Source organism: Streptomyces sp. NPDC033178, assembly GCF_055577685.1.
Window position 1 is genome coordinate 221,732 of the sequence record NZ_JBVIPT010000009.1, and the last position, 25,719, is coordinate 247,450.

The 25,719-nt window shown below is 70.3% G+C and carries 26 protein-coding genes; 12 read left to right on the top strand and 14 right to left on the bottom strand.

Annotation, left to right across the window (positions count from 1 at the left end):
* Positions 1–20: 20 nt before the first annotated feature.
* The 5 genes from ACZ5VQ_RS23485 to ACZ5VQ_RS23505 form a co-directional block, all read right to left on the bottom strand.
* Entirely contained in the window at positions 21–1,106 is a 1,086-nt protein-coding gene (locus tag ACZ5VQ_RS23485; protein ID WP_469106564.1) for a Pvc16 family protein, read from the bottom strand.
* 76 nt (positions 1,107–1,182) lie between these two features.
* Positions 1,183–1,959, bottom strand: a complete 777-nt coding sequence (locus tag ACZ5VQ_RS23490) for a hypothetical protein (protein ID WP_469106565.1) — start codon at positions 1,957–1,959, stop codon at positions 1,183–1,185.
* Entirely contained in the window at positions 1,952–2,680 is a 729-nt protein-coding gene (locus tag ACZ5VQ_RS23495; protein ID WP_469106566.1) for a T4 family baseplate hub assembly chaperone, read from the bottom strand. Before ACZ5VQ_RS23495 ends, ACZ5VQ_RS23490 begins: the two co-directional genes overlap by 8 nt.
* Positions 2,681–2,746: 66 nt before the next feature.
* Positions 2,747–3,271, bottom strand: a complete 525-nt coding sequence (locus ACZ5VQ_RS23500; protein ID WP_055614510.1) for a phage tail protein — start codon at positions 3,269–3,271, stop codon at positions 2,747–2,749.
* Positions 3,272–3,327: 56 nt separating this feature from the next.
* A complete protein-coding gene (locus ACZ5VQ_RS23505; protein ID WP_469106567.1) occupies positions 3,328–5,193 on the bottom strand; it encodes a phage tail sheath family protein in 1,866 nt (621 codons plus the stop codon).
* 375 nt (positions 5,194–5,568) lie between these two features.
* On the opposite strand from ACZ5VQ_RS23505, the gene ACZ5VQ_RS23510 reads away from it, so the two are divergent.
* Positions 5,569–5,991, top strand: a complete 423-nt coding sequence (locus ACZ5VQ_RS23510; protein ID WP_469106568.1) for a YchJ family protein — start codon at positions 5,569–5,571, stop codon at positions 5,989–5,991.
* An 81-nt stretch (positions 5,992–6,072) separates the two neighbouring features.
* On the opposite strand, the gene ACZ5VQ_RS23515 is transcribed toward ACZ5VQ_RS23510, so the two are convergent.
* Positions 6,073–6,780, bottom strand: a complete 708-nt coding sequence (locus ACZ5VQ_RS23515) for a FadR/GntR family transcriptional regulator (RefSeq protein ID WP_307526257.1) — start codon at positions 6,778–6,780, stop codon at positions 6,073–6,075.
* Between the two features lie 184 nt (positions 6,781–6,964).
* Here ACZ5VQ_RS23515 and ACZ5VQ_RS23520 point away from each other — a divergent pair, with 184 nt between their 5' ends.
* From ACZ5VQ_RS23520 to ACZ5VQ_RS23535, 4 genes are all read left to right on the top strand, one after another.
* Entirely contained in the window at positions 6,965–7,474 is a 510-nt protein-coding gene (locus tag ACZ5VQ_RS23520; protein WP_362077599.1) for a gluconokinase, read from the top strand.
* Positions 7,475–7,573: 99 nt separating this feature from the next.
* Entirely contained in the window at positions 7,574–8,971 is a 1,398-nt protein-coding gene (locus tag ACZ5VQ_RS23525) for a GntT/GntP/DsdX family permease (RefSeq protein WP_362077596.1), read from the top strand.
* A gap of 25 nt (positions 8,972–8,996) precedes the next feature.
* Positions 8,997–9,755 (top strand): SDR family oxidoreductase, encoded by a 759-nt coding sequence (locus tag ACZ5VQ_RS23530; RefSeq protein WP_469106569.1) that lies wholly within the window; start codon positions 8,997–8,999, stop codon positions 9,753–9,755.
* A 32-nt stretch (positions 9,756–9,787) separates the two neighbouring features.
* The gene (locus tag ACZ5VQ_RS23535) at positions 9,788–10,822 is read left to right on the top strand and encodes an L-idonate 5-dehydrogenase (protein WP_469106570.1); all 1,035 of its coding nucleotides are present in this window, start codon (positions 9,788–9,790) and stop codon (positions 10,820–10,822) included.
* Between the two features lie 140 nt (positions 10,823–10,962).
* On the opposite strand, the gene ACZ5VQ_RS23540 is transcribed toward ACZ5VQ_RS23535, so the two are convergent.
* The 5 genes from ACZ5VQ_RS23540 to ACZ5VQ_RS23560 all read right to left on the bottom strand — a co-directional run bounded on the left by ACZ5VQ_RS23540 (position 10,963) and on the right by ACZ5VQ_RS23560 (position 16,922).
* On the bottom strand, positions 10,963–11,628 hold the full coding sequence (locus ACZ5VQ_RS23540; protein WP_469106571.1) for a cytochrome b/b6 domain-containing protein: 666 nt from the start codon (positions 11,626–11,628) through the stop codon (positions 10,963–10,965).
* A complete protein-coding gene (locus ACZ5VQ_RS23545) occupies positions 11,615–12,352 on the bottom strand; it encodes a molybdopterin-dependent oxidoreductase (protein WP_469106572.1) in 738 nt (245 codons plus the stop codon). The genes ACZ5VQ_RS23540 and ACZ5VQ_RS23545 overlap by 14 nt, the downstream gene beginning before the upstream one ends.
* 147 nt (positions 12,353–12,499) lie before the next feature.
* Complete coding sequence (locus tag ACZ5VQ_RS23550) at positions 12,500–14,065, bottom strand: APC family permease (RefSeq protein WP_469106573.1); 1,566 nt, start codon at positions 14,063–14,065, stop codon at positions 12,500–12,502.
* 50 nt (positions 14,066–14,115) lie between these two features.
* Positions 14,116–15,066, bottom strand: a complete 951-nt coding sequence (locus ACZ5VQ_RS23555; protein WP_469106574.1) for a tetratricopeptide repeat protein — start codon at positions 15,064–15,066, stop codon at positions 14,116–14,118.
* A 200-nt stretch (positions 15,067–15,266) separates the two neighbouring features.
* Positions 15,267–16,922 carry an FAD-binding dehydrogenase gene (locus ACZ5VQ_RS23560; RefSeq protein ID WP_469106575.1) on the bottom strand — a complete coding sequence of 552 codons (1,656 nt, stop codon included), beginning with the start codon at positions 16,920–16,922 and terminating at the stop codon, positions 15,267–15,269.
* Positions 16,923–17,073: 151 nt separating this feature from the next.
* On the opposite strand from ACZ5VQ_RS23560, the gene ACZ5VQ_RS23565 reads away from it, so the two are divergent.
* The 7 genes from ACZ5VQ_RS23565 to ACZ5VQ_RS23595 all read left to right on the top strand — a co-directional run bounded on the left by ACZ5VQ_RS23565 (position 17,074) and on the right by ACZ5VQ_RS23595 (position 22,275).
* On the top strand, positions 17,074–17,961 hold the full coding sequence (locus ACZ5VQ_RS23565; RefSeq protein WP_469106576.1) for a DMT family transporter: 888 nt from the start codon (positions 17,074–17,076) through the stop codon (positions 17,959–17,961).
* Positions 17,958–18,473: an NUDIX hydrolase gene (locus ACZ5VQ_RS23570; RefSeq protein WP_469106577.1), complete on the top strand. Its 516-nt coding sequence runs from the start codon at positions 17,958–17,960 to the stop codon at positions 18,471–18,473. Before ACZ5VQ_RS23565 ends, ACZ5VQ_RS23570 begins: the two co-directional genes overlap by 4 nt.
* Positions 18,474–18,719: 246 nt before the next feature.
* The gene (locus tag ACZ5VQ_RS23575; protein ID WP_362077570.1) at positions 18,720–19,112 is read left to right on the top strand and encodes a YidH family protein; all 393 of its coding nucleotides are present in this window, start codon (positions 18,720–18,722) and stop codon (positions 19,110–19,112) included.
* A complete protein-coding gene (locus ACZ5VQ_RS23580; RefSeq protein WP_469106578.1) occupies positions 19,112–19,441 on the top strand; it encodes a DUF202 domain-containing protein in 330 nt (109 codons plus the stop codon). Before ACZ5VQ_RS23575 ends, ACZ5VQ_RS23580 begins: the two co-directional genes overlap by 1 nt.
* Positions 19,442–19,569: 128 nt before the next feature.
* A complete protein-coding gene (locus ACZ5VQ_RS23585) occupies positions 19,570–19,866 on the top strand; it encodes a hypothetical protein (protein WP_469106579.1) in 297 nt (98 codons plus the stop codon).
* Positions 19,867–20,031: 165 nt separating this feature from the next.
* Complete coding sequence (locus tag ACZ5VQ_RS23590) at positions 20,032–21,054, top strand: phosphotransferase family protein (RefSeq protein WP_469106580.1); 1,023 nt, start codon at positions 20,032–20,034, stop codon at positions 21,052–21,054.
* Positions 21,055–21,060: 6 nt separating this feature from the next.
* The gene (locus ACZ5VQ_RS23595) at positions 21,061–22,275 is read left to right on the top strand and encodes an acyl-CoA dehydrogenase family protein (protein ID WP_469106581.1); all 1,215 of its coding nucleotides are present in this window, start codon (positions 21,061–21,063) and stop codon (positions 22,273–22,275) included.
* Between the two features lie 243 nt (positions 22,276–22,518).
* Here the strand turns inward: ACZ5VQ_RS23595 and ACZ5VQ_RS23600 are convergent, their stop codons facing one another.
* The 3 genes from ACZ5VQ_RS23600 to ACZ5VQ_RS23610 form a co-directional block, all read right to left on the bottom strand.
* On the bottom strand, positions 22,519–23,112 hold the full coding sequence (locus tag ACZ5VQ_RS23600; RefSeq protein ID WP_200399276.1) for a TetR/AcrR family transcriptional regulator: 594 nt from the start codon (positions 23,110–23,112) through the stop codon (positions 22,519–22,521).
* Between the two features lie 82 nt (positions 23,113–23,194).
* On the bottom strand, positions 23,195–24,862 hold the full coding sequence (locus ACZ5VQ_RS23605) for a class I adenylate-forming enzyme family protein (RefSeq protein ID WP_469106582.1): 1,668 nt from the start codon (positions 24,860–24,862) through the stop codon (positions 23,195–23,197).
* Complete coding sequence (locus ACZ5VQ_RS23610) at positions 24,859–25,668, bottom strand: SDR family oxidoreductase (RefSeq protein ID WP_469106583.1); 810 nt, start codon at positions 25,666–25,668, stop codon at positions 24,859–24,861. The genes ACZ5VQ_RS23605 and ACZ5VQ_RS23610 overlap by 4 nt, the downstream gene beginning before the upstream one ends.
* Between the last annotated feature and the right edge of the window lie 51 nt (positions 25,669–25,719).

A 25,719-nucleotide genomic window follows, 5' to 3' on the forward strand; every position in this document is an offset into this window, starting at 1 on the left:
CCCGTCGTTCCCACGCCGCCTCAGTCCTCCGTGCCCTCGGGGCCGTCGCCGGCCGTCGAGCCCGCCGTTGAGGCGTCCGCGGAGGATGCGGAGGGCCCGGCTCCCGTGCTCTTGGCCGCGCCGCGCGCCGACCTGCCGGACTGGGCCGACCTGCCCGTCTGGGCAGCCTTGTTGGGCTGCGCCTGCTTGTTGGGCTGCGCCTCCTTGCGGGCGCGAGCCGGCGCCTTGGCGGCGGCCTTCACCGGTGCCTTCACCGGTGTCTTCACCGGTGTCTTCACCGGTGTCTTCGCGGGAGCCTTCGCCGGCGCCTTGGCCGCGGCCTTCGCGGCAGGCTCGGACTCGGACTCGGCCGCAGACTTGGCGGGCGTTTGGGAGGCAGCCTTCGCCCCCGCCTCACCGGACGCCTCTTCGGAAGCCCCGCCTTCCCGGGACGCGGACCCATTCACGGACCCATCCGCGGACGCGCCGGGCGGAACCGGCGCACCTGGCGCACCCGGCGCCCCGAACGGCAACACCCGCACCCCAGCCCGCTCCACCGGCTTCGCCGGCACAGGCGCCTCGCGCCCCTCGATGAAGACGAGGGCTGCCTGGTACACCACGGACAGCGTGTACGGGGTCTGGTGGAGCATCCCCCACAGTTTCGAGGTCTCGTCGATGTCCATCACCGTCGGTGAGAACCGCACCCGCTGCGCCGCCTCGGCCAGGTCGCTGCTCGCCAAGTAGGGCTTCTCCCCGGCCAGTTCGATGATGTCCCTCGGCAGGACGGGTATCTCGTGCAGCGTGCGCACCACGGAACCGATCAGCCGCTGCCCGACCAGCTCCGACTCCTCGCCGTACGCGCTGATCAGGAAGTGCAGGTCCAGTGCCGCGGCGGCCCGCTTGAGGAGCGTGCCGTCGGACGCGCGGGTCGGCAGGTCGTTGTTCCGCTGCGAGGTGTTGGGCGTGACCTGGTACAGGAACACGGTGATCGTGGGCTCGGCCGGCGGATCCGCCGACGGCTTGCGCGGCTCGACCTTGACGGCCATGTCGATCTCGGGCTGGAGATTTGCCTCGATCAGCAAGGCGAGGGCCTGGGTGACGTGGGCGATGGCAAGTGCGTTGCTCATGACGTCAGTTCCCCAGTCCCAAGTTCCTCAGTCCCACCAGGTCCACCCGCGTTACTCCGGGTGCGTCGTACGTTCCTCACTCGCGCCCCCTCGCCAGGTACTCCGCCAGGCTCACCGTCGCCCCCTGCCGCGCCGGGGAAGCGGGGCCCCGGCTCCCGCCACCCGCGCCCGCGGGACCAGCCGTCACTTCGAGCCGTCCGATCTGCACCTGCACCACCTGCTCGCCCCCGCGGCCCGACCGTCGGCCCACGGCCTGCCGTACGGCGTCCCGGGCCGCCGCCGTGTCCGCCGAGCCGGGTCGCAGCGCGGCGGACACGGCGGCAGGGGAAGCGGTGGCCGCACCCGAGGGGAGGGGCACGGACACCGCGCTCGGGGAGGAGGACCGCTCCGGCTCGCCCCGCCCGGCGGCGCGCCGCGCGGTGCCGGGAACGGGCCGTGGTCCCGGCGCCACCGGCATGGCGGGCCTGACCAGCGGCGCCTCGGGCAGGTCCCGCGCCACTGGCCGGGACACGGGTTCGTCCGACGGCGCACGCTCGGGCCGTACGACGGTCCGTTCGCGCTCCGTACGGAACTGGACCTCGCGGACCGCCGGGCGCGCCAAGTCGCCGTCGGGCGTGAGTGGTTGGGCGGAGGTCGGCCACAGCGACTCTGCCGCCTCCGGCTCCTGTGCGCCGGCCCGTACCGCCTCGACCCGCTCGAAGGGTCCGGCGAGTCGCGGGCGTACGCGCGCCACGCCGGGGCGAGGCTCGGCGGCCGGGGTGTGCCGGGCGAGGAGCCGGTCGAAGAAGTCGGGCGCCCGGGACTCCCCCACGTCCCCCTCTTTCGCGGGGCGCTTTCCCACGGAGTCAGACATCCGCACACAGCTCCAGGTAGTAGCGGCGCCGCAGCGGGCTGAGCGCCAGGATCTCCGGCTCGCTCCAGCCGTACGCGGTGGCGAGCAGATGGACGTCGAGGAGCACGTCCCGTGCCCAGGCGTCCAGTTCGGTCCACAGATAGGAGGCGATGTCGAGCTCGGCCCGGGTGGCCGCTCCGCACTCGGGACAGTTGACGTTGAGCGTGACGTCGGCGCCCGGGTCGGCCTCCTGGGCCGCCTCGGCGAGCCGCCGCTGCACCGTCTCGGGCAGCGCGTCGGCGGGGACGTCCACCCCGTCGCGCACCGCCGAGACGACGCAGCGGGCGAGCAGCGCCCGCCGTGGATCCGGGTGCCGGGCGGCCGCCGTCAGGTCGGCGACGCCCGGCACCCGGAACTCGATCTCCCAGCCGTCCTCGGCAACCCGTACCGAGGGCTCGGCGGGAGCGCCTGTCGATCGGGCCAACTCCCCGGCGTCCAGGTCGAATTCCATGTCCTCGCCGCAGGCGGAGCAGACGAGCCGCACCTGCATCCGCTCGCCGAACAGGGCCCGGCGCAGCGCGAAGAGATCCGCCTCCCGCTCGCCGACCGGCAGCGCGGACAGCGTCTCGCCGCCGGTGTCGGGGCGGGCGGCGCGGTGCAGCAGCAGGGCGCGTCCGGACGGGGCCTGGGAAAGCCCGGTCTCCCAGGTGGTGAGTAGTTCAGCCGCCCGAGTGTTCGTCATGCCCGCCCCCGTTCCGTACCCGCCCCGCTGCCCCCGCGGCCCATCTGTCGTTCAACTCGCCGCCGTTCAGGCGGGGTTGAGGAAGGAGGGCTCCTCCGGCTCGGGCACCTCGTAGTCCCGCTCCCAGCCCTCGCACTCGAGCTTCAGCGACTGGATGGCCACCGCGTTGGCGTTGGCGTCCAGCTCGCCGAGGACCTGGTACTCGCTCGGCCAGGTCCGGTAGAGCTTGTGCGAGACGGCGACCTGACCGGCCTCGTTGAGGACCTGGATCACGATGTCCTTGCGGAAGTCTGCGAGGGACACCTCGGAGCCGAGACCGGCCCCGACCTGCCAGACCTTGTTGGCCCAGCGGTCGAACTCGGGGTCGTGCGTGACCCCGCGCTCCAGGGTGATGCCCTCGAACTCCGAGCGCCCCGGCGACTTGCGCGGGGAGCTGGGGTCGCCGCCGTGCCGGTGCTTGACGACCTCGGTGGTCCGCTTCAGCGGACTGATCTTGCTGATGCCCGCGACCGTACGACCGTCCCACAGCACGAGGAACTTGAAGTTCTTGTACGGGTCGAAGCGCTGGGCGTTGACAGTGAACTCAGCCATCGGTTTCCTTCACGTTCTCCGTCGTCGATCTCAGAACTCGAACTCGGAGTTCGAACTCAGAGCTCGAACTGCCCGGACGTCTGCTGGATCCTGACGATCACGAACTCGGCGGGCCTGACCGGCGCGATGCCGACCAGGACGTTCACGACGCCGTTCGCGATGTCCTCGTCCGTCGTGGTGTCGTGGTCGCACTTGACGAAGTACGCCTCGCGCGGCGTGCCGCCCTTGAAGGCGCCCTGACGGAACAGCGTGTGCAGGTACGAGGAGGCGCCGAGGCGGATCTGCTGCCACAGGTTCTCGTCGTTGGGCTCGAACACGACCCACTGCAGGCCGCGTTGGAGGCTCTCCTCCACGTGCAGCGCGAGCCGCCGCACGGGCACGTACTTCCACTCGCTGTCGAGCGCGTCGGAGCCCTCAAGCGTGCGCGCGCCCCACACGAGCGGGCCCACCATCGGCATGGTGCGCAGGCAGTTGACGCCGAGCGGGTTGAGCAGCCCGGTCTCGCGGTCGGTGAGGTTGACCGTGAGCGAGTGCACGCCCGCGAGCCGCGCCTCGGTGCCGGCCGGCGCCTTCCACACACCGCGCTCGGAGTCCGTGCGCGCGTAGACCCCGGCGACGGCGCCGGACGGCGGGAAGGAGCGCAGCCGGCCGGTGAGCGGGTCGGTGAGCTGGAGGTGCGGGAAGTACAGGCCCGCGTGGTTGCCGCGTACGGCGTCGAAGGCCGCGAGTCCGGCGCGGGCGGTGTCCACGCTGACCCAGGTGCCGGGCGCGTCGACGAGGAGGAAGATCCGCCGCTCCTGGCAGAGCCGCTGGGCCGCCGAGACGACCGTGATGGCGTCCTCGGTGGACTCGTACGCCGCGAGCTCGGGCAGGACGAGCAGGTTGACGTCCGCGACGCCGCGCAGCGCCTGGATGCCGGTCTTGTCGGCCTCGCTGCCGATGAGGTCGCGCGGTCCGGGCGCCTCGCCGTCCTCGCCGCCCTCCAGCGGGAAGACGGGCGGGTTGACGGAGGCCTCAAGGCCCAGGTCGTTGGCGCACTCGCCGACGAAGCGGACGACGTCCTCGGGGTCGGTGGAGCCCGCGACGACCTGGAGGCGCTTGCCGAAGGCGGTGACCTCGGCGCCGGCGAAGGCGTGCTTGCCCGGCGCGTCGGGCAGCGCCCGCAGCTTGCGTTCGAGCAGCAGCGCCAACTCGGCGACACTTGACGGGACTTCGCCGTCGCAGTCGGGGTCGTACAGCGTGAACTCGCGCTCGACCTCACCGATCTTGACGGTCAAGTCGACGGCGAGGTCGGGCAGTTCGTGCCCGAACGGCTTGGAGACGGTGCCGGACGGGTCGGGGCGGCCCTCGCCCACGGCCTCGACGCGGATGAGCCGCGACCCCGCGTTGATCACGGTCGGCGCGTGCCGGCCGTGCGAGGCGTCCATGGACAGACCGGTGAAGCTCTCGCGGGCCTCGCCCTTGGCGTCGTACACCCGCAGGTTGAACGTCTCGTCCGGGCAGGGCGTGTCGTAGTCGACGGCGACGCGGAGGCCGTTGCCCCACACGCCCGGCTCCTTGGCGTGCACTTCGAGGACCGCGGACTCGCTGTGGCCCTCGGTGGACTCCAGGGTGACGCAGGCGGCCTTGCCGCTGCCCGCTTTGGCGACGCGGACGATCACGGCGACCGTGCCGCCGTTGCCGAAGAACTGGTGCACGGCGTAGCCGACGGCGCTCTGCGAGCTCAGGCCGCCGAAGCGGCGCTCGAACTCGGTGAAGCTCGTGACGCGCACCGGCTCGTTCAGCGGGCCGCGCCGGGTGTGCCCCACGAAGGCGGTCACCGAGGTGGTGACGGTCGAGATGGTCCGGGCGCTGCTGGGAAGCTCTTCGACGTAGACGCCGGGATACGTCGGCCTGGCAGTGTTCACCGCGCTCATCGGCATTCCCCCTCCTAATCCGTTCTCGGGCACCGGGTGAAAGGCACCAAGAGGCGGCAGAGGGAGACGTCTTGTTTCACGGCGCACGCGGAGGCCTCCGGACACGCGTGAGCGCACCGGACCGCGGCACCGCATCAGCTTTCCCCCGTCAGTGCCCCGGTCGGACGGCCGTCCGGGGTCAAGCAGCGCGCTTGTGACTCCTGATGCTCAAGTGCTCAATCCACCGTGCTGTGTCGGCAGTTGCGTATGCAAGGCAGGTTCACGCCACGCCGGGGGGAGGTTCGATGAAGGGCACTGCGCACAGCTCGCACACGATGTACTCGTGTCGCGGCAGCTGATTCACGGATTCCCCACAGCCCGTGGTGCAGCAGAATGGAGCGCATGTCCCGACGCACCCCGCAATCCCGCAACCAGCGCCGTTCCGCCCCCGCACACAACCCCTCCTGCCCTTGCGGTCTTGCGGAGACGTACGAGAAGTGCTGTGGCCGATTTCATCGGGGTCAGGGCACGGCCCCCACCGCCGAGGCACTGATGCGCTCGCGCTACTGCGCATTCGTGAAGCGCGACGAGGCGTACCTGCTGCGGACCTGGCATCCCCGCACCCGTCCGACCCGCGTCGAGTTCGATCCGGGCATGCGCTGGACCGGCCTGGAGATCCTCGCCACGAGCGAGGGCACGGCCTTCCACACCACCGGAACTGTGACCTTCCGGGCGTCGTACACCGGCGGCTCACTCCACGAGCGCAGCCGCTTCGAGCGGGCGGACGGGGCGTGGGTGTACGTGGACGGGGACATCAACGAGTAGCGCCCCAAAGGGGCGCGGGGAACTGCGCGACCAGCCCCAACGCGCCCGCAGCCGAACAACTACCCACCGAACCCCAGAAGTTCAGGCCTCCGGACTAAGAACATCCAGTTCCTGAAGCGCACCCACAACGATCTCCCGCGTCAGTTCCTCCGCACGGACCGCGTCACCCCCACGGATCGCCTCCGCGACCTGCACATGAAGCGTGACGGCCGCCGGGTCGGGGTCCTCGAACATGACCTGGTGATGGGTACGGCCGGCGAGAACCTCGGCGACCACGTCACCGAGCCGCGCGAACATCTCGTTGCCGGACGCGTTCAGCACGATCCGGTGGAAGGCCACGTCATGGACGAGATATCCCTCCAGCCGGTGGCCGCGCGAGTTGGCCACCATGCCGAGTGCGCACTCGGTCAGCTCGGCGCACTGCTCGGCCGTGGCGTGCTTGGCGGCGAGCCCCGCGGCGACCGGCTCGACGGCACAGCGCAGCACGGTCAGCGAGCGCAGCTGCCGCGGCCGGTCGGCGCCCGCCAGCCGCCACCGGATGACCTGGGGATCGTAGACATTCCACTCGTTCGCGGGACGTACGGTGACGCCGACCCGGCGGCGGGACTCGACCAGGTGCATCGACTCCAGGACCCGGACCGCCTCGCGCATCACGGAGCGTGACACCTCGAAACGCTGCGCCAGCTCGTCGGTGCGCAGCACGCTGCCCGGCGGATACTCACCCGCGGTGATGGCGGGACCGAGGCTCTCCAGTACATGGCCGTGCAGCCCCCGGCCCGGTGTGCTCATGAGGTTCAGCCTACGAGCCGGACGGCGGGAACAAAAAGTCAGACTTATACGTCACAGACTCTTGAATTCATCTGACCTATAGGTTTCAGTGTCGTGACGGATGCGGCGCCTGACGTACATCCGGCATCGAGATGTCGACACCGGGAAGCCGAATCCGCGTGTCGAAGAAGACAGCGAGGCAGTGATGAACACCCCCCACGTCGTCGTGGTCATGGGAGTGGCGGGCACGGGCAAGACCACCATCGGTCCCCTGCTCGCCCAGCGGCTCGGCGTTCCCTACGCCGAGGGCGACGACTTCCACCCCGAGGCCAACATCGCCAAGATGACGGCCGGGACACCGCTGACCGACGAGGACCGCCGGCCCTGGCTCGACGCCATCGGCGCCTGGGCGCACGGACGGGCCGGCCTCGGCGGGGTGGTCAGCAGTTCCGCACTGAAGCGCAGCTACCGGGACCGGATCGGGTCGGCCGCTCCCGGGGTCGTCTTCGTCCACCTCACGGGCGACCGGAAGCTCATCGAGGACCGGATGGCGCACCGCCAGGGCCACTTCATGCCGACGGCGCTCCTCGACTCCCAGTTCGCCACCCTCCAGCCGCTCCAGGCGGACGAGACGGGTGTCGCCGTGGACGTCTCCGGCACCCCCGAGGAGATCACCGACCGGGCCGTGACCGCGCTGCGCGGCCTCGACCGGTAGCTCCCGCGGCCCGGCGAGCAACACCCACAGACCCCGCCCCAACCCCCGCAGTCTCCCTCTCGACCCACACTGACCTCCCCTCCCCCAAGGAAAACCACCGTGACCAGACTCAGCGTCGAGATGCTGGCAGCGGACCCCGTCGAGCCGATCACCTCGGCGGGCCACGCTCAGCTGGGCATCGCCGTACTGGCGGGCATCGCCGTCATCGTCCTGCTCATCACCAAGTTCAAGCTCCACGCCTTCCTCGCGCTGACCATCGGGTCGCTGGCGCTCGGCGCCTTCGCCGGAGCGCCCCTCGACAAGGCGATCACCAGCTTCTCCGCCGGTCTCGGTTCGACCGTCGCCGGCGTGGGCGTCCTGATCGCGCTCGGCGCGATACTCGGCAAGCTGCTCGCGGACTCCGGCGGCGCCGACCAGATCGTCGACACGATCCTCGCCAAGGCGGGCGGACGTTCGATGCCGTGGGCGATGGTGCTGATCGCCTCGGTGATCGGACTGCCGCTGTTCTTCGAGGTCGGCATCGTGCTGCTCATCCCGGTCGTCCTGATGGTCGCCAAGCGCGGCAACTACTCGCTGATGCGCATCGGCATCCCGGCGCTCGCGGGCCTGTCCGTGATGCACGGGCTGATCCCGCCGCACCCCGGCCCGCTGGTCGCGATCGACGCGGTCAAGGCGAACCTCGGCGTCACCCTCGCCCTCGGCATCCTGGTCGCCATCCCGACCGTGATCATCGCGGGCCCGGTCTTCTCCAAGTACGCGGCCCGCTGGGTGGACGTCCCGGCGCCGGAGAAGATGATTCCCCAGCGCGCCTCCGAGGACCTGGAGAAGCGCCCCGGCTTCGGCGTCACCATCGCCACCGTGCTGCTGCCGGTCGTCCTGATGCTGGCCAAGGCGCTGGTGGACATCGTCGTCGACGACCCCGAGAACATGGTGCAGCGCGTCTTCGACGTGATCGGCTCACCGCTGATCGCCCTGCTCGCGGCCGTGCTCGTCGCCATCTTCACCCTCGGCAGGGCGGCCGGGTTCACCAAGGACCGGATCTCCTCGACCGTCGAGAAGTCCCTCGGCCCGATCGCGGGCATCCTGCTGATCGTCGGCGCGGGCGGCGGCTTCAAGCAGACGCTGATCGACTCCGGCGTGGGCCAGATGATCCTGGACATCTCCAAGGACTGGTCGATACCCGCGCTGCTGCTCGCCTGGCTGATCGCGGTGGCGATCCGGCTCGCGACCGGTTCCGCGACCGTCGCCACCATCTCGGCGGCCGGTCTCGTGGCCCCGCTCGCGGCCGACATGTCGACCACGCACGCCTCGCTGCTCGTACTGGCCATCGGCGCCGGTTCACTGTTCTTCTCCCACGTGAACGACGCCGGGTTCTGGCTGGTCAAGGAGTACTTCGGCCTCAGCGTCGGCCAGACCATCAAGACCTGGTCGGTCATGGAGACCATCATCTCGGTGGTCGCCGGCGGCCTGGTCCTCCTGCTGTCCCTAGTGATCTAGCTCGCAACCCGGGAGTAGTACGGCGATGACTCACCCTCTCTTCGACATCAGCGGCCGTACGGCACTGGTCACCGGGTCCAGCCGGGGCATCGGCCTCGCGCTGGCCCGGGGACTCGCCGAGGCCGGCTGCACGGTGGTCCTCAACGGCCGCGACACCGAACGCCTCACCAAGGCCGCCGCGGAACTGCCCAGCGAGATCCACACCGCCGCCTTCGACGTGACCGACGGCCCGTCGGTGGCCGCCGGGATAGCGGACGTCGAGGAGCGGGTGGGCCCGCTGGACATCCTCGTCAACAACGCCGGGATGCAACTGCGGGCCCCGCTCCTGGAGTTCGCCGACGCCGACTGGCACCGCATCCTCAACACCAACCTCACCAGCGCCTTCCTCGTGGGCCGCGAGGCCGCCCGCGGCATGACCGCTCGCGGACACGGCAAGATCGTCAACATCTGCTCCCTGCAGAGCGAGGTGGTACGGCCCGGGATCGCGCCGTACGCCGCCACCAAGGGCGCGCTGAAGATGCTCACGAAGGGCATGTGCGCCGACTGGGGGCCGCACGGCGTGCAGGTGAACGGCCTGGGCCCCGGCTACATCGAGACCGAACTGACCCAACCCCTCGTCGACGACCCGGAGTTCAGCGCCTGGGTCCGCCGAAGGACCCCGGCCGGCCGCTGGGGCCGCACGGAGGACCTGGTCGGCGGAGTCCTGTTCCTCTCCTCCCCCGCGGCGGACTTCGTCAGCGGACAGGTGCTGTACGTCGACGGCGGCATGACCAGCGTTCTCTAAGTGCTCTGCGTTCTCCGAAAGGGTGTGTGCTGATGCTCGGTTGCGTGATCCACGGCCAGAACGACCTGCGCGTGGACGAACTCCCGGTCCCCTCCCCCGGCCCCGGCGAGGCCCTCGTGGCCGTGCGGTACGGCGGGGTGTGCGGATCCGACCTCCACTACTGGCGGCACGGCGGCGTGGGCGACTTCCGCCTCCGCGAGCCGATGGTCCTCGGCCACGAGGTCGTCGGGACGGTACTCCTCTACGGTGACAGCACGTCAGGCCCTGTCCCCGGTACGCCTGTTGCCGTGCACCCCGCGACGCCCTGCGGGGTGTGCCCGGAGTGTTCCGACGGCCGCCGGAACGTGTGCCGCGACACCCGCTACCTCGGCAGCGCCGCCCGCACGCCCCACGTCCAGGGCGGTTTCGCGGCCCAAGTCGTCGTACCCGCCAAGCAGTTGCGCCCGATTCCCGCCGGACTCCCCCTGCTCCGGGCAGCGTTGGCAGAGCCGCTCTCCGTCGCTCTCCACGCGGTACGACGGGCCGGCGACGTGAGCGGCAAGCACGTACTCGTCACCGGCGCAGGACCCATCGGCTGCCTGGTCGTCGCGGCGGCGAAGGCGGCGGGTGCCGCACGGGTCACGGTCACGGACCTGCTCCCGCGCGCCCTGGAGTACGCGGTGGCGGCAGGGGCGGACGATGCCCTGCGCGCGGACGACCCGTCCGCTCCCACCTGGCCCTCCGAGGTGGACACGGCCATCGAGGCCTCGGGGGTCGCCGCCGGCCTCGACACCTGCCTCCGCCTCGTACGCCGTGGCGGGGTCGTGGTCCAACTCGGCATGCTGCCTCCGGGTCAGTCCCCCTTCGCGGGCAACCTCGTCGTCAGCCGCGAGATCGAACTCCGAGGAGCCTTCCGCTTCGACACGGAGTTCGACGACGCACTCACCCTCCTCGCCCGAGAGCCCCGCTTCGACCACCTGGTCAGCGCGGTGGTCCCGCTCGGCGAGGCGGAATCGGCCTTCACCCTGGCGGCAAACCGAGCGGAGTCCTGCAAGGTACTCCTGGACTTCGGCACACCTGAAGGCTGACAACTCGTCGGGCAACAGCGCCCCTTCAGGGGCACGGGGCTGTGTCGACATGCGGCTCCGCCGCGGGGCGCGACAAGCCCCAACTCACCCGCACCCGCCAAACGACCGTCACCAAGCCGCCCAACCGCCGGAGGCCCCCGCTAGGGACGCCAGAGCGGATGCTCCTCCTCCGCCCATTCCTTGCTGACCGACCCTGTCCGGAGCCCCCGCCGGGCCTCCGGACGGGCCATGGCCATCCCGATGTGCCCCGCAAGAACGATGCCGATGGCCAGGGCCAGCCAGTCATGCACGAACGTCGCACTCGTGCGCCACACGAGCGGCGCAAGATGCGTGAACCACATCAACAACCCGGTCCCGAGCATGACGAGAACGGCCCCGGCGATCCACGCCGCGTACACCTTCTGCCCGGCGTTGAACTTCCCGGCCGGCCGCGACTGAGGCCGGGCATCACGCCGAAGCGCCGACCGCAGCCAGACCCGATCGTGCGCACCGAACCGATTGAGCAGCCGCAGGTCCCTCCGGAAGGCCCGTGAGACGAGCCCGGCCAGGACAGGCACCGGCAGCAACAGCCCCGACCACTCGTGCACCCGCACAACCAGCTCGCGCCGCCCGACGAGTTCGGCGAGCTGCGGCAGGTAGAGACAGGCCGCGGTCGCCACGCACACGCCCATCAACACCGCCGTCACCCGGTGCACCCACCGCTCGGCGGGCGAGAACCGCGGCACCCGCACCGAACCCGCAAAGCGCTCCCCGGTGTCCGGCACCCGGTCGGGCGCCCCCGGGGCCTCGGTCTCAGGTCGCGTCATCGTCCCGCCCGTTCGATCGGCCGACCCACGCGTCCACGTCGTACCCCCGGTCCTCCCAGTAGCCGGGACGGACGTCCGAGGTGAGGGTGATGCCGGAGAGCCACTTCGCGGACTTGTAGAAGTACATAGGGGCGACATAGAGACGGACAGGACCACCATGCGAATGGTTCAGATCCTTGTCCTGCATACGCAGAGCCACGAGGACATCGGCGCGGCGGGCCTGGGCCAGGGTCAGGCTCTCCGAGTACGCACCGTCGAAGCACGTGAACCGCACGGCCCCGGCCGAGGACCGCACCCCCGCGGCATCCAGCAGCTGGGACAGCCGTACGCCTTCGAAGGGCGTGTCGGGCACTCTCCACCCCGTGACGCACTGGACGTCACGCACCATCCGGGTCTGCGGCAGGGCACGCAGATCGGCCAGTGTGTACGTGGCCGGGTGGTCGACAAGGCCGTCGATCCTGAGGCGGTAGTTGTCCTCGTTCTTGTGCGGGACGGACGAGGCGACCGAGTAGTAGCGGAAGCCGCCGCCGTTGGGGAGCAGGCCGGTCAGTCCGGTCGGGTCCTTGTCCGCGGCGCCGCCGAGGAAGGACTCCAGGCCCCGCTGGAGCGTGGGCGCGGCGGCCACGCCCAGTGCGCCCAGTCCGAGCATCCCGAGCATGAGCCGCCGCCCCACAGGGGTGCCGCTCCCCTCCGGATCCGACGCGGTCGGTTGTTCCGTGTTCACCTGTTGATTCGAACACCCCCGGCCCCCGGATGCCAGGGGCCAAGGGTGCCCGTCAGAGTTCCGTAATCACTTCTCACGGCTTTCTCAGGAGCGCGGCACACCCGCCTGCGGGAGGCGTCAGTGGGACGCCCGGGCGACGGGAGCCGCTCACACGTCCTCCTCGGCCGCCTTCTCCAGTTGGAACGCCTCGTTGCCGAGCCCGATCCTGGCGTGCGCCTCGGGCTTGCGGGCCCGCAGGAAGAGGCCCTGGAGGATGCCCGCCGCGGCGGCCAGCACGATGATGCCGGGCAGTACCCAGCTCAGCGAGGAGTCGGGGCCCGCGCCCACGAGGACGTCGAAGTCCTTGACGGTGTAGACGGCGATGACGAGCAGCGAGACACCGGCGATCACGGAGGCCGCGAGGCGCCAGGCCTGGGCTCCCGCGGCGCCCCGGCGGGCGAAGAACACGACGACGGAGAGCGAGGCCGCGGCCATCAGCACGATCACGCCGAGTGCGCCGACGTTGCCCATCCAGGTGAAGAGCTGCAGCACGGGCGCGGTCGGGTCACCGGTCGGCTTGTCGTCGGCGACGGCGAACGCCCCGACGACCACCACGGCGATGACGGTCTGCAGCAGCGATCCGGTGCCGGGCGCGCCGCTCGCTCCCGTGGTCCGGCCGAAGACGGAGGGCAGCAGGCCCTCGCGGCCCATGGCGAAGGCGTACCGCGCGACGACGTTGTGGAAGCTGAGCATCGCCGCGAACATGCCGGTCACGAACAGCACATGGAGCACATCGGTGAACGTCCCGCCGAGCCGTTCGTCGGTGAGGAAGAACAGCAGTCCGGCGCTCTGCTTCTGGGAGGTGCCCACGATCGCGGAGGGCCCCGCGGCGACGGTCAGCGCCCAGGAGCTGATGGCGAAGAAGACGGCGACGAAGCCGATGGCGAGGAACATCACGCGCGGGACCAGGATGTGCGGGCGGCTGGTCTCCTCCGCGTACACGGGGGCCTGCTCGAAGCCGAGGAACGCGGCGATGCAGAAGCACAGGGCGGTGCCGAGCCCGGCCCCGGAGAGGGTGTCGGGGTTGAAGGCGTGCAGCGACAGGCCCTCCTTGGCGGGGTCGGCGACGGCCGCGATGTCAAAAATAACAACAAGGGCGACCTCGATGACCAGCAGTACGCCGAGCACTCGCGCGTTCACGTCGATCTTCAGCCAGCCGAGCGCGCCGACGACGAGGGCGGCCACCAACGCCGGTATCCACCAGGCGACTTCGACTTCGAGGTAGGTGGCGAAGAGGCCGGACACCTCGAAGCCGAAGATGCCGTAGATGCCGATCTGCAGCGCGTTGTACGCGACGAGCGCGACCGCGGCGGCACCCGAGCCGGCCGTGCCGCCGAGCCCTCGGGAGATGTACGCGTAGAAGGCGCCCGCGTTGTGGACGTGGCGGCTCATCTCGGCGTACCCGACGCTGAAGAGGACGAGCACGATGCCGAGAAGGACGAAGAGCAGCGGCTGGCCGACGATGCCCATCACCGCGAATGTGGTGGGCATGACACCTGCGACCACCATGAGGGGGGCGGTCGCCGCGAGAACGGAGAGCAGCAGTCCCCCCGTGCCGAGCCGGTCGGAACGCAGGGCGCGGTCCTGCCCCTTGAAGGTGCTGATGCCGCTGTCGGCGGCGGCCTGTCTGCTCGTGCTCGACGCACTTGAGGTTTTTGAACTGCCCGTCGTCATGGCGGGGTTGTCCTTTCGGATGTTCCGGTGGCTGTGGGGTGGGCGTTTGTTCAGACCGTGCCGAGCACGCTGTCGCGTGCGGCACGGAAGGCTTTGTGCGGGTCGCGTTCGGGATACGACCACGGCACCGGGGTCGCGTACGGTCCGATGCGATGGAAGAGGGCGGCCGCTTCAGCCCCCCGGCTCTCGCAGAACTTGGCGTGGGCAAGGAAGTTGAGGTCGATCTGGCTGCGCGGGTGGTCGTCGCGCTCCCACTCCAGCCACCAGTCGAAGGCCGCCTTCATCACCTGGCGGGCCCGGCGCCCGACCCAGTGCCCGGAGGCCACGGGATCGGCGGGCTCGATTCCGGCGGCGGCCAGGACGCGATAGCGCTCGGCGTGCGCGACGACCGGCAGGATGGCCAACGGCGAGTCGGCGGGCGCCTGTTCGGCCGACCAGGTGGCGAAGTCGTAGACCTCGTGCAGCGGGTCCTGCCCGACGTCCGGTCTTCGCTCGGCGAGCCGGGCCACCATCAGATGGTGGGCGTGGTGGTGGTCGGCGTACCGGTGCCGCACCTCGTCGAAGAGCTGGACCACCTCCTGCTCACCGCCGAGCACGCGCTCCAGCATCAGCAGCCCGAGCCAGGGCGTGGGGTCGGCGGGCAGCAGTTCGGCCGCGACGCGACAGGCCTCGCGCGCCCGGGCGGGCTTGTCCTTGCCGTTCAGGGCGCGCTGCACGGTGGCGAGGGCGAGCAGCACGGAGGCGTCGCCCGACTCGGGTTCGGCGACCAGCCAGTCGCGGGCCCAGGCCTGGGTGCTGGACTCCTGCGCGAGGGTGGTGACGCGATGCCCGCGGCGGTCCCAGTCGTCGCCGGTCTCGACGAGCAGGCCGCGTACGGCTGTCCACCGGCCCTGGGCCAACGCGGCGCGGGCGGCGAGGAGTTCGGCGTCGTCGAGCGCGGCGTCGAAGGCCTGGGCCGCGCGCTTGCGACCGCGTCCCAGGGGTGGTGGGGGTGGAGACACCGCGGAACTTCCTCACACGACGCGGTAATTCAGTGGGCGTTTTGTGCAACCGGTTGACATTTACCGGAGGTTGGATTCTGTCAGGGGCCAATTACGGACAGCCAACCCCCAGCCAATGGTTCGCGTCAAGCCCGGACAGTGCTTTACACGCGTCAACGACCTGTCGGCGGCCCCGAGTTGAGGCCGCCGTCACCCCACCGTCAGCCGACGGCCTTCGCCGCCGCACGCCCCGCCGCACGCCCCGAGAACAGGCATCCACCGAGGAACGTCCCTTCCAGGGACCGGTATCCGTGCACTCCGCCGCCGCCGAACCCGGCCGCCTCCCCGGCCGCGTACACCCCGGACAGCGGGTCACCGCCCTCGGTGAGCACCTGGGACGAGAGGTCGGTCTCCAGACCGCCGAGCGTCTTGCGGGTCAGAATGTTGAGCCGTACGGCGATGAGCGGCCCGGCCTTGGGGTCGAGAATGCGGTGCGGAGTGGCCGTCCGGATCAGCTTGTCGCCGAGATAGGCGCGGGCTCCACGGATGGCCGTGACCTGGAGGTCCTTGGTGAACGGGTTGGCGATCTCCCGGTCCCGCGCGGTGATCTCCTGCCGCAGCGCCGCCTCGTCGATGAGCGACTCCTTGGTGAGCGCGTTCATACCCCGCACCAGCGCACCAAGATCCTTCTCCACCACGAAATCGACGCCCTTGTCCATGAACGCCTGCACCGGCCCCGGCACATCGGCCCGCGCCCGCTGGAAGACACCCTTGACGGATTTGCCCGTCAGATCGGGGTTCTGCTCGGAGCCCGAGAGCGCGAACTCCTTGCCGATGATCTTCTGGTCGAGCACGAACCACGTGTAGTCGTACCCGGTCTTCATGATGTGTTCGAGCGTGCCGAGGGTGTCGAAGCCGGGGAAGAGCGGGACCGGCAGCCGCTTGCCCCGCGCGTCCAGCCACAACGACGAGGGCCCGGGCAGGATGCGGATGCCGTGCTTCTCCCAGATGGGGTTCCAGTTCTGGATGCCCTCGGTGTAGTGCCACATACGGTCACGGTTGATGAGGTGCGCACCCGTGCCCTCCGCGATGCCGAGCATCTCGCCATCCACATGAGCGGGCACACCCGAGATCATCCGCTCGGGCGGAGTACCGAGCCGCTCGGGCCAGTTGGCACGTACAAGATCATGGTTCCCGCCGATGCCTCCGGACGTGACGATCACGGCCTGAGCCCTGAACTCAAAGGCGCCGGCAACAGCGCGCCCACTGGCCTGGCCCCGCAGGATGTCCGACGGCTCCAACACCTCACCGCTCACGGTGTCGATGTCACCCGCGCTCCGCGACAGCCCGGTGACCCGGTGCCGGAACTTGAGCTGTACGAGCCCACGGGCAACCCCGGCCCGCACCCGCCGCTCGAAAGGAGCGACAAGCCCCGGCCCCGTTCCCCACGTGATGTGGAACCGAGGCACGGAATTGCCATGCCCATTGGCGTCGTATCCGCCCCGCTCGGCCCACCCCACCACGGGAAACCATCGAACGCCCTGCTTGTGCAGCCAGGACCGCTTCTCACCGGCCGCGAAGTCGACGTACGCCTCGGCCCACTTCCGCGGCCAGTGGTCCTCCGGACGGTCGAAGCCCGCGGTGCCCATCCAGTCCTGGAGGGCCAGCGCGTGACTGTCCTTGATACGCATCCGGCGCTGCTCGGGAGAGTCCACGAAGAAGAGCCCGCCGAACGACCAGTGCGCCTGGCCGCCGATCGACTGCTCCGGCTCCTGGTCGAGAAGGATCACCTTGCGCCCCGCGTCGACGAGCTCCGCGGTCGCCGCGAGCCCGGCGAGGCCCGCCCCGATCACGATCACATCTGCGTCGTACGCCATGAGCAGGTCCTCCTCGGCCTTGTTACTGGTCGGTCAGATCCTTGGGCAACGGAGTGACCCAGTCAACTGCCGGGTTTCACGGACTCGGGCTACAGTCGGTCGATACCCGCACCCCGCCCCGCCACCGTCCGAAATCCCCGAGGTACGCAGCGTGTCGGTCCTGGTTCTCCTCCTCTCCATCGGCGCGGCCTGCTGTCTCGGCTTCGGCTTCGTCCTCCAGCAGAACGCCGCCTCGCACGCGCCGCTGGGCGACTTCCTCTCCCCCCGCCTGCTCCTCGACCTGGTGCGGGTGCCTCGCTGGCTGGGCGGCATCGGGCTGATGGTCGTCGGCATGGTGCTCGGCGCGATCGCCCTCTCGAACGGCGAGATCTCCCTCGTCGAGCCGCTGCTCGCGACGAACCTGGTATTTGCACTCGTACTCTCCCGCCGCCAGACCCGGCAGCCGCTCGGACGACAGGGCTGGGCCGGACTCCTCCTGCTCGCAGGCGGCGTAACGGCGTTCATCGTGGCCGGCCAGCCACAGGGCGGCGACGCCCGCACGGACCCGTTCCGCCAGTGGCTGATCATCGGCACAGTGCTCGGCCTGGCCCTCCTGCTCACCACATACGCAAAACGCTCCCTCCTGAGCGCAGGACCCGTACTGCTCGGAGCGGCGGCCGGACTTCTCTACGGCGTCCAGGACGCCCTCACCCGGGTGAGCGGCCAGCGTTTCTCCGACGGCGGATGGATCGCGCTCGCCACGGGATGGCAGGTCTACGGGGTCGTGGCACTCGGCATCACAGGACTCGTACTGGTCCAGAGCGCGTTCGAGACGGCACCCCTCCGCATGTCGCTGCCCGCACTCACCGCCGCGCAGCCGCTCGCCGGTATCGCATGCGGGGTGGGCTTCCTGGGGGACCGCCTGCGCACCGACGTGGGTGCTCTGACCTGGGAGGTCCTGGGCCTCGCCGGCATCGTGGTCGGAGTGGTGCTGCTGGGCATGCATCCCGCGATGCCGAGCGGCGCGACACCCAAGGAACGAGTCCGGGTCCAGGTATGAGTTCCGCCGACGAGATCCTCGACGTCGTCGACGAACACGACGAGGTCGTGGGGCAGGCCAGACGCGGGGACGTATACGCACACGGCATGCGACACCGCTGCGCCTTCATCCAGGTCAGAGATACGCAAGGTCGCCTGTTCGTCCACCGCCGCACACCGACCAAGCTGGTTTTCCCCTCCCTGTACGACATGTTCGTGGGCGGAGTGGTCGGCGCGGGCGAAACGTACGACGAAGCGGCGCTCCGGGAGGCCGAAGAGGAACTCGGCGTCTCCGGCCTCCCCCACCCGACCTTCCTCTTCAAGTTCCTGTACGAGGACGGAGCCGGAAAGTCCTGGTGGTCGGCGGTGTACGAGGTGCTCTGCGAACTGCCGGTGGAACCTCAACCGGAGGAGGTCGCCTGGCACGACTTCCTGCCGGAACCGGAGGTACGCCGACGCCTGACCGAATGGGAATGGGTACCGGACGGCCTGACCGCATATTCGCGACTGCAGACTTTGCGGGAGCAGGACTGAATTTCACTGAGCGAGGGCCGGCCGGGGTGTCCATCCCCCCGCCACCGGACCGCAAGCCGCCGACGCAAGCGGGGCGGGGCCGTGCCGGTATGTCAACGTTCGCGACATACGGCTCCCGCTGGAAACGCCCACCGACAACACTCAGGGCAGTATGCCCCGCAGTCGCGAACGTGACATACCGGCACGGCCCCGCCCCACCACCCACCGACAACAGGCGACACCCCGGCCATGGGTAAGGTCCTACAGGTGATCGAATTCAGGCGGAACATCCAGTTGTGGTTCGCACCTGAGCGGATCAAGGAAGACGGCCGCACACCGGACTACCGCTTCTCGCTGGCCAACGAGCGGACGTTCCTGGCCTGGCTGCGAACCTCTCTCGCACTGATCGGCGGCGGCTTCGCCGTGGACCAGTTCCTGCCGGACCTGCGCTGGGCCTGGCGGGCCGGGCTGGCGCTCGGGCTGCTCGCCGCCGGGGTGCTGTGCGCGCTGCGGGCCGTGAACCACTGGGTGCGGTGCGAGCAGGCGATGCGACGGGGCGAGGACCTGCCGGTGTCGCGGTTTCCGGCACTGCTGAGCATCGGCGTGGCCATCGTCGCCATCGCCATGATCGTGGTCGTGCTGTTCGGGTGGGAGGGGTGATGCAGCCCCACCGGAGCACGGGGGACGACCGGGACCCCGGCCTGCAGCCGGAACGTACGCGGTTGGCATGGCGGCGTACGACCCTGGCGGGGACCGTCGCGACGGTGCTGGCAGCGAAGGCGGCACTGAACGACGGGACGGACGCGGCGGCCATCGCGGTAGCCGCACTCTCCTGCGTGCTGTGGCTGGGATTCCTTACCGTGGCACACAGGAGGATCCGCGTACTGGCCGAGGGCGGGGAACCCACAACGCTCACACCGAGGCACGCCGGCGCCGCCACGCTCTGCACGGTCGCGCTGGCGGCGTGCGCGGTGGCCCTGGTCCTCTGAGGCGCCCCACCCGCTCGCCCCTCCGAGGTATCCGGACAACACACGCACTACTTTGGGCGGATATGTTGGCTTTCATGTGGCTAGCCTGACCGGCGTCACACTCCGCACCTCCTCCGAAGGTGAGCACCATGACCACCCTCCACCAGGAACACACCGCCCACGAGCACGCCCACGGCCCGGACTGCGGGCACGCCGAGGTGCCGCACGGCGACCACGTCGACTACGCGCACGACGGGCATCTGCATCGGCAGCACTCGGGACACTGGGACGAGTGCGAGCCGGGCGGGCACGTCGCCCACGAGGCGCACAGCCACGAGCACGGCAAGGACTGCGGACACCCGGCCGTGACGCACGGCGACCACGTGGACTACGTTCATGACGGTCATCGCCACGCCCGCCACGACGGGCACTGGGACGACCACTAGGCGACCGCCGGGCACGGAAAAAGAACCCCCCGAGTCGCCGACGACGACTCGGGGGGTTCTTCGCGACCGAGACGCCCATCACGTTTCGCCCCCGCACTGGACTGCATACCGACCGGTCGGCATCATGTGGGGGAGCCCAGATTTCCGGCGTACGGAGGAAACACGATGAGTTCAGACCACCCGCCAGGTCTCGATCTCGACCGGCTGCGCGGCCTGCTCGACAGCGAGCGGTCCGGACTGGTCGACGGCCCGTTGACCGGCCGGCTGATCGAGGGCGGACGGTCGAACCTCACGTACGCGGTGACGGACGGCACCTCGAAGTGGGTCGTACGCCGGCCCCCGCTGGGCCACGTCCTGGCGACTGCGCACGACATGAAGCGCGAGCACCGGGTGATCAGCGCACTGCACCCGACGGCGGTCCCCGTGCCGCGCACGCGCCTGCTGTGCGAGGACGTGGAGGTGCTGGGCGCGCCGTTCTACGTCATGGACTTCGTGGAGGGCACGCCCTACCGGACCGCCGAACAACTGGCCCCGCTCGGCCCGGAGCGCACACGCGGCGCGGTACTCGGCCTGGTGGACACGCTGGTCGAGCTGCACGCGGTGGACCCGGCCGAGGTGGGCCTGGCCGACTTCGGCCGCCCCGAGGGCTTCCTCGACAGGCAACTGCGCCGCTGGGGCAAGCAGTTGGACGCCTCCCGCAACCGTGACCTGGCCGGGATCGACGAGCTGCACGCCGCCCTTGGCCGCGAGCTGCCCAACTCCCCCACGCCCACGGTCGTGCACGGCGACTACCGCCTCGACAACGTGCTGATCGGCGAGGACGACGAGATCAAGGCGATCCTCGACTGGGAGATGTCCACGCTGGGCGATCCGCTCACCGACCTGGGGCTGCTGGTGATGTACAGCATCCCGCTCGGGATGCCCGACTCACCGGTCTCCACGACGGCCACGGCCGCCGGGCATCCGGAGCCGGCCGAGCTGATCGAGCGGTACGCCGCGCGCTCGGGGCGCGACGTGTCCGCCGTCGCCTGGTACACGGCGTTCGCGTGGTTCAAGCTCGCCGTGATCCTGGAGGGCATCCACTACCGCTACACACTCGGCCAGACCGTCGGCGCGGGCTTCGACCGCATCGGCGACCTGGTCCCCGTCTTCATCGAGCACGGCCTGACCACTCTTCAGGAAGGCTGACCGGCCATGGACTTCGCATTCGACGCACGCACCGAGGAACTGCGCACCAAGCTTCTCGCCTTCATGGACGAGTACGTCTATCCGGCGGAGGCCGTCGCTCACGAGCAGCGCGAGCAGCTCGCCTCGCCGTGGGACACTCCGGTCGTGGTCGAGGAGTTGAAGGCCGAGGCCCGCCGCCAGGGCCTGTGGAACCTCTTCCTCCCCGACTCCGAGCACGGGGCCGGGCTGACGAACCTCCAGTACGCGCCGCTCGCCGAAATCACCGGCCGTTCCCCGCAGTTGGCGCCGACCGCGCTGAACTGCGCGGCGCCGGACACCGGCAACATGGAGGTGCTCGCCCAGTTCGGCGACGACCAGCAGAAGAAGCAGTGGCTGGAGCCGCTGCTCGCCGGTGAGATCCGTTCGGCGTTCACGATGACCGAGCCCGAGGTGGCCTCGTCCGACGCCACGAACATCACGACGCTGATCGAGCGGGAAGGCGACGAGTACGTCGTCACGGGCCGCAAGTGGTACATCTCCGGGGCGATGAACCCGGACTGCAAGATCTTCATCGTGATGGGCAAGACGGATCCTGACGGGTCGGACATCCGCCGCCAGCAGTCGATGGTGCTGGTGCCGCGTGACACTCCCGGTGTCGAGGTGAAGCGCGCGATGCAGGTCTACGGCTACGAGGACCACTCCCACGGCGGTCACGCCGAGGTGGTCTTCCACGGGGCGCGGGTTCCGGCCTCGAACCTCATCGGCGAGGAGGGCGGCGGCTTCGCCATCGCGCAGGCGCGGCTCGGCCCCGGCCGGATCCACCACTGCATGCGGCTGATCGGCATGGCCGAGCGGGCGATCGAGCTGATGTGCCGGCGGGCGGTGTCGCGTACGGCGTTCGGCAAGTCGCTGGCCCAGCAGGGGGTCGTCCACAACTGGATCGCGGACGCGCGGGTGGCGGTTGAGCAGTTGCGTCTGCTCGTCCTCAAGACGGCCTGGATGATGGACACAGTCGGCAACAAGGGTGCCCACACCGAGATCCAGGCCATCAAGATCGCCACGCCTCGTACGGTCGTCGACATCATCGACAAGGCGGTCCAGTTGCACGGCGCGGGCGGGGTCAGCCAGGACTTCCCCCTCGCCGAACTCTGGGCCGGCGCCCGCACCCTGAAGCTGGCCGACGGGCCGGACGAGGTCCACCAGCGGTCACTGGCACGCCGGGAACTGAAGCGGTACGTCTGACCCGCCGGGTGCGGGGGTTTTCCTCGCCCCCGCCGCCCCTACCCGTCCCGTCCCCTGGGGGCTGCCGCCCCCAGACCCCCGCTGATCGGCCTGAACGGCCTCGTCCTCAAACGCCGGACGGGCTGGATGTGTCGGCCCGGGCTGCGAAGTATTTAGCCCCTCCGGCGTTTGAGGAGCGGGGGTTCGGGGGCTGGCCCCCGAAAAGGGGCGGCGGGGGCGAAAAAAGGCTCGGAGCCCCCCTGGCTATGGTCTGAGCGCCCGCAGCAGCAGGTCCGCCAAATGGTCGGCGACCTCCTGCGGAGGGAGCGGGCCGTCGGGGCGGTACCACGTGGACAAGTGGTGCACGGACCCGAAGTGGTAGTCAACAACAAGATCCGCCGGGGTCGCCTTCGAGAAGACCCCCGCCTCCTGCCCCTCCTCGATCAGCGCACGAAACCGCTCGTGGTACCGCCGCCGCTCGGCCCGCACCTGCTTGTTCTTCTCGGGACTCAGGTGGTGCATGGAGCGAAAGAAGATCGCCGCGTCATCGAGGTTGTCGATCGTCGTGACGACGACATCGGCGGCGGCCCCCCGCAACCGCTCCTCCACCGGTGCGTCCGCGTCGGCGAAGGCGTCCAGCCGCTCCTGCTGAACCCGCAGCACACGCGCGTACACCTCGTGGAGCAGGTCGTCCTTGGAGCCGAAGTAGTGGTACAGCGCCCCCTTGGTGACACCGGCCGCCTCGACGATCTCCTGGACCGAGGTGCGGTCGTAGCCGCGCTCGGCGAAGAGCCGGGTGGCGGCCGCCAAGAGCCGCCGCGGGACGGGCGTGCCGTCCCCGTCCGTCGTCCTGGGCACTGCCGCCACCTGCCTTCCAGTGTTCTATGTGCAGTTCTGTATGCGTGGTCCGCCGGTCGTCCACCGGCCACCCGACGGCCGTCTAATGACCGTCCTGCGACCGGGAACGCAGCTCCCGACGGAGGATCTTCCCACTTGCCGTCTTCGGCAAGTCGGGCAGGATCTCGACCTGACGCGGGTATTTGTAGGCGGCCAGTCTCTCCTTGCAGTATGCGGCGAGTGCGGCGGGGTCCTCTTCGGCGCCCGGCCGGAGGCTGATGTAGGCCTTGACGGTCTCGCCGCGGTATCCGTCGGGCACCCCGACGACAGCCGCCTCACGGACCGCGGGGTGGGTGTAGAGGACGTCCTCGACCTCGCGCGGCCACACCTTGAAGCCGGACGCGTTGATCATGTCCTTCTTGCGGTCGACCACGTAGAGCCAGCCGTCCACGTCCATGAAGCCGATGTCGCCGGTGCGCAGCTCGCCGTCCGGGAAGGTCTCCGCGGTGGCCTCGGGCCGGCGCCAGTAGCCGGGCACGACCTGCGGACCGCGTACGAGGATCTCGCCCTGCTCTCCGAAGGGCACCTCCGCGCCCTGGTCGTCGACGATCCGGACGACCGTGTCGGGCCCCGGCAGACCGACGGCCAGCGTCCCGGAGACCGGGTCGACGGGGGCCTCGCGACCGGGAGGCACGGAGGCGCAGGGCGCGGTGCACTCGGTGAGTCCGTAGCCGTTGCGGATGTACGGCCCGAAGCCCGCCCGGAACTTCTCGACGAGCGCGGGCGGCACGGGCGCGCCGCCGGAGGAGATGTTCACGAAGGAGGAGAAGTGGTCCGGTGTGACGGACGGATGGGCGGCCAGTGCCATGAAGGCGGTCGAGGGGCCCACCGTGTAGTGGGGCCGGTGCTCGGCGAACGCGTCGAGGACGACACCCGCCTCGAAGCGGTACGCGAGGACGAGCGTGCCCGCGCTGTTGAGGCACGCGGCGAACTGGCAGACCATCCCGGTGATGTGGAACAGCGGCGCCATCGCGAAGTACACGGGCGTCTCGGGCAGCGCGAGGCCGGTCCGCTGCCGCTCGGCGTTGTACATGATGTTGGCGTGCGTGTTGGTGGCTCCCTTGGGGGCGCCGCTGGTGCCCGAGGTGTAGCTGATCAGCGCCACGTCCGAGGGGCGGGGGTCGCGGCCCTCGGGGGCCCGGTGACCGGCCTTCGCGACAGTCACCAGATCGTCGGCGTCCGGCGCCTGGGGCAGCCGCTCGAAGTTCAGCACGCGTGCGTCGCCCCGCGTCTGCAGATCCAGTTCGCAGCCGGTCAGCACGATGCGTACGGGCGAGTCGGCGGCCGTCTCGCGCAGGTACGACTCCCAGGCGCGGTCGGAGCAGATCAGCGCGGCGACCTCGCCGTCCCGCAGGACGTGGGTGACCTCCCCCGACTTGTACATGGGGTTGACGGGCAGGACGGTCGCGCCGGCCTTCCAGGCGCCGAGGACGGCGAGGACGAAGAGCGGGGAGTTCTGCAGCAGGACGGCGACCCGGTCGCCGCGCTCCAGGCCGCGGGCGGCGAGGTGTCCGGCGACGGAGTCGCTCAGCTCGTCGACCTCGCGGTAGGTGAGCCGTCCGTCGAAGTAGGCGAGGAAGGTGGTGTCGGGGGCCTCGGCGACGGCCCGTCGCAGGGCGTGCACGGGCGAGTCGACGGGGCTTATGGGCCCGCGCTGGGCGTCGTTCAGGAGCGCGAGCCACGGCTGCGCCGCGTACAGGGAGGTGGTCACCGGCCGTCCGCCTCCCACTTCTGCTGGATGTGGTTCATGCTCGTCAGCCAGCGGTCGGGGTCACCGGCCCGCGCCCGGTAGTAGTCGGCGACCTCGGGGTGCGGCAGGATCAGGAAGCGGTCCTCCTCGATCCCGGCGAAGAGGGCGTCCGCGACGTCCTCGGGCTCGATGGCGGTGGGCTTGAGCACGAGGTCGCCCGCGCTGCCGGTGCTCGCGAGCATGTCGGTGCGGACGCCCTGCGGACAGATCGCGTGGACCTTCAGACCGCGGTGGCGGTACGTGAGGGAGAGCCACTCGGCGAAGGCGTACGCGCCGTGCTTGGTGACGCTGTACGGGGCCGCGCCGACCATGGTGAGCAGTCCGGCCGCCGAGATCGTGGAGACGAAACGGCCGCTGCCGCGCTCCAGCCAGGCGGGGAGCAGTTCGTTGGCCGCACGGACGTGGGCCATCACGTTCACGTCCCAGGCGAGCTCCCACACCTGTTCCGGAGCCGCCTCCGACCCTCCGGAGCCGAGCCCGGCGTTGGCGCAGTAGACGTCGACCGTGCCCCCGAGGGCGTCCCGCGCCTCGGCCACGATCGCGGAGGCGTCCCCCGGAACGGCGACCGCCCCGATCTCCTCGGCAACGGCCTTCGCCTTCCCGGCGTCCAGGTCATTGACGACGACCCGGGCCCCTTCGGCAGCGAACCGCCGCGCCAGCGCGGCCCCGATGCCCCCTCCGGCCCCCGTCACGACCACTCCGGCACCCTGCACGGCTTCCACCTTCGGTCTCCTTCGACGCGACGAGATTCGGCTCTGCTCGACCATCAGACTAACCGGTCGGTATGCGCCCCGTAAGGGGTGCGGGGCTGTGTCGAT

Bases quoted from the DNA above. Each gene is read 5' to 3' on its own strand.
- ACZ5VQ_RS23485 (WP_469106564.1), bottom strand. From the start codon at position 1,106: ATGAGCAACGCACTTGCCATCGCCCACGTCACCCAGGCCCTCGCCTTG.
- ACZ5VQ_RS23490 (WP_469106565.1), bottom strand. From the start codon at position 1,959: ATGTCTGACTCCGTGGGAAAGCGCCCCGCGAAAGAGGGGGACGTGGGG.
- ACZ5VQ_RS23495 (WP_469106566.1), bottom strand. From the start codon at position 2,680: ATGACGAACACTCGGGCGGCTGAACTACTCACCACCTGGGAGACCGGG.
- ACZ5VQ_RS23500 (WP_055614510.1), bottom strand. From the start codon at position 3,271: ATGGCTGAGTTCACTGTCAACGCCCAGCGCTTCGACCCGTACAAGAAC.
- ACZ5VQ_RS23505 (WP_469106567.1), bottom strand. From the start codon at position 5,193: ATGCCGATGAGCGCGGTGAACACTGCCAGGCCGACGTATCCCGGCGTC.
- ACZ5VQ_RS23510 (WP_469106568.1), top strand. From the start codon at position 5,569: ATGTCCCGACGCACCCCGCAATCCCGCAACCAGCGCCGTTCCGCCCCC.
- ACZ5VQ_RS23515 (WP_307526257.1), bottom strand. From the start codon at position 6,780: ATGAGCACACCGGGCCGGGGGCTGCACGGCCATGTACTGGAGAGCCTC.
- ACZ5VQ_RS23520 (WP_362077599.1), top strand. From the start codon at position 6,965: ATGAACACCCCCCACGTCGTCGTGGTCATGGGAGTGGCGGGCACGGGC.
- ACZ5VQ_RS23530 (WP_469106569.1), top strand. From the start codon at position 8,997: ATGACTCACCCTCTCTTCGACATCAGCGGCCGTACGGCACTGGTCACC.
- ACZ5VQ_RS23535 (WP_469106570.1), top strand. From the start codon at position 9,788: ATGCTCGGTTGCGTGATCCACGGCCAGAACGACCTGCGCGTGGACGAA.
- ACZ5VQ_RS23540 (WP_469106571.1), bottom strand. From the start codon at position 11,628: ATGACGCGACCTGAGACCGAGGCCCCGGGGGCGCCCGACCGGGTGCCG.
- ACZ5VQ_RS23550 (WP_469106573.1), bottom strand. From the start codon at position 14,065: ATGACGACGGGCAGTTCAAAAACCTCAAGTGCGTCGAGCACGAGCAGA.
- ACZ5VQ_RS23560 (WP_469106575.1), bottom strand. From the start codon at position 16,922: ATGGCGTACGACGCAGATGTGATCGTGATCGGGGCGGGCCTCGCCGGG.
- ACZ5VQ_RS23570 (WP_469106577.1), top strand. From the start codon at position 17,958: ATGAGTTCCGCCGACGAGATCCTCGACGTCGTCGACGAACACGACGAG.
- ACZ5VQ_RS23580 (WP_469106578.1), top strand. From the start codon at position 19,112: ATGCAGCCCCACCGGAGCACGGGGGACGACCGGGACCCCGGCCTGCAG.
- ACZ5VQ_RS23585 (WP_469106579.1), top strand. From the start codon at position 19,570: ATGACCACCCTCCACCAGGAACACACCGCCCACGAGCACGCCCACGGC.
- ACZ5VQ_RS23590 (WP_469106580.1), top strand. From the start codon at position 20,032: ATGAGTTCAGACCACCCGCCAGGTCTCGATCTCGACCGGCTGCGCGGC.
- ACZ5VQ_RS23595 (WP_469106581.1), top strand. From the start codon at position 21,061: ATGGACTTCGCATTCGACGCACGCACCGAGGAACTGCGCACCAAGCTT.
- ACZ5VQ_RS23610 (WP_469106583.1), bottom strand. From the start codon at position 25,668: ATGGTCGAGCAGAGCCGAATCTCGTCGCGTCGAAGGAGACCGAAGGTG.